At 58.7% G+C, this 4,420-nt stretch carries 5 protein-coding genes and 2 tRNA genes; 3 read left to right on the top strand and 4 right to left on the bottom strand.

Annotation, left to right across the window (positions count from 1 at the left end):
- Positions 1 to 116: 116 nt before the first annotated feature.
- The 4 genes from ABRP93_RS11405 to gyrA form a co-directional block, all read right to left on the bottom strand.
- Positions 117 to 189: transfer RNA gene (locus tag ABRP93_RS11405), tRNA-Ala, on the bottom strand.
- Between the two features lie 8 nt (positions 190 to 197).
- Positions 198 to 274 (bottom strand) — tRNA-Ile (locus ABRP93_RS11400).
- Positions 275 to 447: 173 nt separating this feature from the next.
- Positions 448 to 786, bottom strand: a complete 339-nt coding sequence (locus ABRP93_RS11395; RefSeq protein WP_349887997.1) for a DUF3566 domain-containing protein — start codon at positions 784 to 786, stop codon at positions 448 to 450.
- Positions 787 to 789: 3 nt separating this feature from the next.
- Positions 790 to 3,345 (bottom strand): DNA gyrase subunit A, encoded by a 2,556-nt coding sequence (gene gyrA / locus ABRP93_RS11390; protein WP_005276024.1) that lies wholly within the window; start codon positions 3,343 to 3,345, stop codon positions 790 to 792.
- A gap of 78 nt (positions 3,346 to 3,423) precedes the next feature.
- Between gyrA and ABRP93_RS11385 the strand changes: the two genes are divergently transcribed.
- From ABRP93_RS11385 to ABRP93_RS11375, 3 genes are read left to right on the top strand one after another with little or no spacing between them, the layout of a single operon-like run.
- On the top strand, positions 3,424 to 3,645 hold the full coding sequence (locus ABRP93_RS11385; RefSeq protein ID WP_005280480.1) for a hypothetical protein: 222 nt from the start codon (positions 3,424 to 3,426) through the stop codon (positions 3,643 to 3,645).
- A complete protein-coding gene (locus ABRP93_RS11380) occupies positions 3,642 to 3,899 on the top strand; it encodes a cell filamentation protein Fic (protein WP_284611334.1) in 258 nt (85 codons plus the stop codon). The genes ABRP93_RS11385 and ABRP93_RS11380 overlap by 4 nt, the downstream gene beginning before the upstream one ends.
- Positions 3,900 to 3,910: 11 nt before the next feature.
- Complete coding sequence (locus ABRP93_RS11375) at positions 3,911 to 4,393, top strand: DUF6918 family protein (RefSeq protein WP_349887996.1); 483 nt, start codon at positions 3,911 to 3,913, stop codon at positions 4,391 to 4,393.
- Positions 4,394 to 4,420 lie beyond the last annotated feature (27 nt).

Below are 4,420 nucleotides of genomic sequence, written 5' to 3'. Positions count from 1 at the left end.
TAAACCCCTACCCCCACCAACACAAAATGTCGTTTAACTCGACACGCCGAAAAACAACACGTTTTGTCGTTTAACCCAAAAAGTCCGGCTTCCCAAAGGAAGCCGGACTGATGCTGTGGAGCATAGGAGAATCGAACTCCTGACCTTCTGCTTGCAAAGCAGATGCTCTACCAATTGAGCTAATGCCCCATTGTCCGTGGTGGGCCTAGCTGGAATCGAACCAGCGACCTCATCGTTATCAGCGATGCGCTCTAACCGACTGAGCTATAGGCCCTTTAGCGGAACGAGATGTAACTTTACATACTACCCCGGAAAGAACACAAATCGGCAGCTCAAGGCGGTTTTCAGAGGCACTCTTCGTGGGCTGACGAGAACGCTACTCCGCGCTTAAAACCAGAAAAATGCCGACAACATTTGCTGCCGGCATTGTCTCCCACTCACAGTGGCCTAGATGTCATCCAAGCTGACCTTTAGCCCGCCGAAGACATCCACGATGGCGTTATAGATGACGGCCATGAGCGGTGCGAGCAAGGTGAACAGGACGGCGAAAATAACACCAATCAGCGCGCTGGCTGCGATCACCACACCAAAGGTGACCTCAAAGCCGCCGCCGATGCCACCAACAAGGCTATTGACTGACTCCCATATGCCCACCTGGTGCAAACCGATGTACAGCAGGCACACGGCCAGCAACCACGCGATGAGTCCGACGAGTGACAGGGCCAGACCAACGCGAAACGCCGAGGTGGGCGAAATGTGGTGGATGGTTACGTCTCGTCGTTTCATGTCCTACTCCTCATCCTTGGAGGCATCGCTACCTTTGTGGTGCTCTTGCTGGACCTCATCGACGGTCTTTTCGCCCTTGGCCACAGCCTGTGCGTCTTCCTCACCATCTTCTTCGACATTGCGGTCGATGGCAAGCAATTCGACGTCATCGGCAAGGTCAACCAAGCGCACGCCCATCGTGGCGCGCGAGGACGGACGAATCTGGTTTACTTCGGTGCGAATAACCCCACCGGCGGAGGTAATGGCGAAGATTTCATCGTCTTTATCAATGGAAATGGCGCCAATGAGCTTGCCGCGCTTCGGGGTGTACTTGAAGGTCATGACACCCAAGCCACCGCGGCCCTGCGGGGTGTATTCCTCAATGGCGGTGCGCTTGCCGTAGCCACCCGAGGTAGCAACGAGCAGGAACTCGCCGTCGTGGACGACGGACATCGCCAGCAGCTGGTCATCGCCGCGGAAGCGCATGCCCTTCACGCCGGCGGTAGCGCGGCCCATGGGGCGCAGCTGGTCGTCATCGGCAGTAAAGCGAATGGCTTGGCCCTGCTCAGAGGTCAGCAGGATGTCATCGCCCTCAGAAACGAGCTGGGCGCCAATGAGCGCATCTCCCTCATTGAGGTTGATGGCGATAAGGCCTGCGGAACGAGCGGACTCGTAATCGGTCAGGCGCGACTTCTTCACGCGGCCCTGCTGGGTGGCCAGAACCAGGTATGGCGCATCCTCGTAGGACTGGATCTGAATGACCTGGGCGATCTTTTCCTCCGGCTGGAATTCCAGCAGGTTGGCCACGTGCTGGCCACGGGCGGCGCGGCCGCTCTCCGGCAGCTCGTAGGCCTTCAGGCGGTAGACGCGGCCAAAGTTGGTAAAGAACAGGATCCAGTCGTGCGTGGAGCAGACGAAGAAGTTTTTCACAATGTCATCTTGCTTGAGCTCCGCACCGCGCACGCCCTTGCCGCCACGCTTTTGTGACTTATAGGTATCGACCTTGGTGCGCTTGGCATAACCGGTAGCGGTGATGGTGACCACGACGTTTTCGCGGGCAATGAGGTCTTCATCGGTGACCTCGCCGGAGGCAGGCAGGATCTCGGTGCGGCGCTCGTCGCCGTACTTTTCGACGATCGCCTCCAGCTCATCGTGGACGATCTGGCGCTGGCGTTCCTCGTGGGCGAGGATGTGCTTGAGGTCGGCGATCTCTTCTTCGATTTCTGCCAATTCATCGACGATCTTTTGGCGCTCCAGGGCAGCCAGGCGGCGCAGCTGCATCGCCAGGATGGCATCGGCCTGGATATCGTCGACATCGAGAAGCTCCTTCAAGCCCTCGCGCGCCTCATCAACGGTGGGCGAACGGCGGATCAGGGCGATGACCTCATCCAACATATCCAGCGCCTTGACCAAGCCGCGCAAGATGTGCGCGCGCTTTTCCGCCTCATCCAGGCGGTACTGGGTACGGCGAACGATGACCTCGATCTGGTGCGCAACATAATTGCTCAGCATCTGATCCAGGCGCAGGGTGCGCGGCACGCCATCGACGATGGAGAGCATATTCGCACCGAAGGAGGTCTGCAGCTGGGAGTGCTTGTACAGGTTATTGAGCACCACGCGGGCGACGGCATCGCGCTTCAGGGTCACAACAATGCGCATGCCCACGCGGTCAGAGGACTCATCTTCGATCTTGGAAATGCCGGCGATCTTGCCGTTGGCTACGGACTCCGCGATATTGGAGATGAGGTTATCGGGGTTGACCTGGAACGGCAGCTCCGTGATCACGATGGTCTGCCGGGAACCGGATTCCTCGATGGAGGTGACACCGCGCATGCGGATGGAGCCGCGGCCGGTGGTATATGCATCCTTGATGCCCTGATCGCCCACGATGAGGCCGGCGGTGGGGAAATCCGGGCCCTTCACGCGTTCCATGCAGGCCGCGAGCGCGGCATCCTCGTCCGCGTCTGGGTTCTCCAGCAACCAATAGATGGCCGAAGCCAACTCATTGAGGTTATGCGGCGGGATATTGGTGGCCATGCCCACGGCAATTCCGCCGGAACCATTCATCAAAAGGTTAGGCACGCGGGACGGCAGGACGTCCGGCTCACTGGTCTTGCCATCGTAGTTGGGCGAGAAATCCACGGTATTTTCGCGGATATCGCGAACCATTTCCATGGCCAACGGGGTGAGCTTGCACTCGGTATAACGCATTGCGGCGGGGCCGTCGTTACCGCGGGAACCGAAGTTACCCTGGCCATCGACCAGCGGGTAGCGCATATTCCAGGACTGCGCCAAGCGCACCAAGGTGTCATAGATGGCCGAGTCACCGTGCGGGTGGAATTGACCCATGGTGTCAGAGACCGGGCGCGCGGACTTCACATAGCCGCGCTCGGGGCGGTAACCCGAATCGAACATGGCGTAGAGAATGCGGCGGTGCACAGGTTTCAGGCCATCGCGCACCTCAGGCAGCGCGCGGCCCACAATGACGGACATGGCGTAGTCGATATAGCTCGACTCCATCTCCTCATTAATGTCAATGGGAAAAATCCGATCAAAAAGATCGTCGTTATTGTCACTCATAAGGCCAAATTCTACCTTCTCCGGCCCTTATCGGGCTTATTTGCCGCACCGGTGGTATCACTGTGGTATCACTGGGGCATGGCAATGACATTGCGGCTGACCGCAGAACAAGATCACGCCCTTACCCTCTTGGCCTCCGCGCAAGGCACCTCCAAGCACGAGGCGGTGGTGCGTGCCATCGTGGCGGCGGCCTCGCGCACGCTTGCCGATGCCCACGTGCAAGCCACCGCCCGCGAACTCCTCCCCGGCCGCGCGGATCTAGAGGCCGAAATCCGCAGGGCGCGAAAGACCCACGCATGAGCCCCGAACAGCTGTACCTAGTGGCCCAAGAGTTTTGCGCCCGCTTTAATTTCCGCATCATCAATTATTCCACCTTGGTGGCCGCCGCGGCTGCCAGCACCGCGCGCCTGGAGGGCATAGCCATTCACGGCGATGAGCAACAGGCAGCCCAAGCCATGGCGGAGGTTTTAGAAAAGGTGCCAGCGTTAAACGCTGGAAACCAGACCTTCGCGCAGTACTGCGCCCGCGTCTATATGGCCACTAAATTCGCGTAAAGTATGGCACCATGTCTCACCTTTCTACCTTGATGCAAGGATCCACCCACACCGAGTTCATCGCCGCCTGCGGGGATCTCGTTGAAAAAGTCGCCGCCTCCCAATCCGGCATTTCCGGCATGGCCATTAAAGGCGGATTGGCCGCCGCCAAAAAGGCCGATGCCAATGTCGTCCCCAAGGCGCTGGAGCGGATCCTGCCGGATGTCCTCGATGCCCTGGATCCACGATGGCAGGACTTTGCGGAAAGCGGGAAGGAGGATTTCGGCGCCTTCCTCGAACCGCACCAGGATGAAGTCAGCGATGAGATTATGAACATCGCAGATAAGCACGTGGAAAAGGTAAACTCCGCCGCACTGCGCAAGCCCTATAATTCCCTGCGCGGCAAGGCCACCAAGATCTTAAGCCCGGAAGTTCCTGCATTCGGCCGCGTCGTGCAAAAGCACATGGGGTTGCCCGCAAATCGTGGACACGTAGTTAAGCTGCTTAGGGGTTAAGCAGCGGCCTTCTTATTACCATTTTGA

Source organism: Corynebacterium sp. KPL2850 (genome assembly GCF_040225855.1).
Taxonomy (GTDB): Bacteria; Actinomycetota; Actinomycetes; order Mycobacteriales; family Mycobacteriaceae; genus Corynebacterium.
Note: the sequence above shows the minus strand (reverse complement) of the source record. Positions and strands in the feature narration are given on the sequence as shown.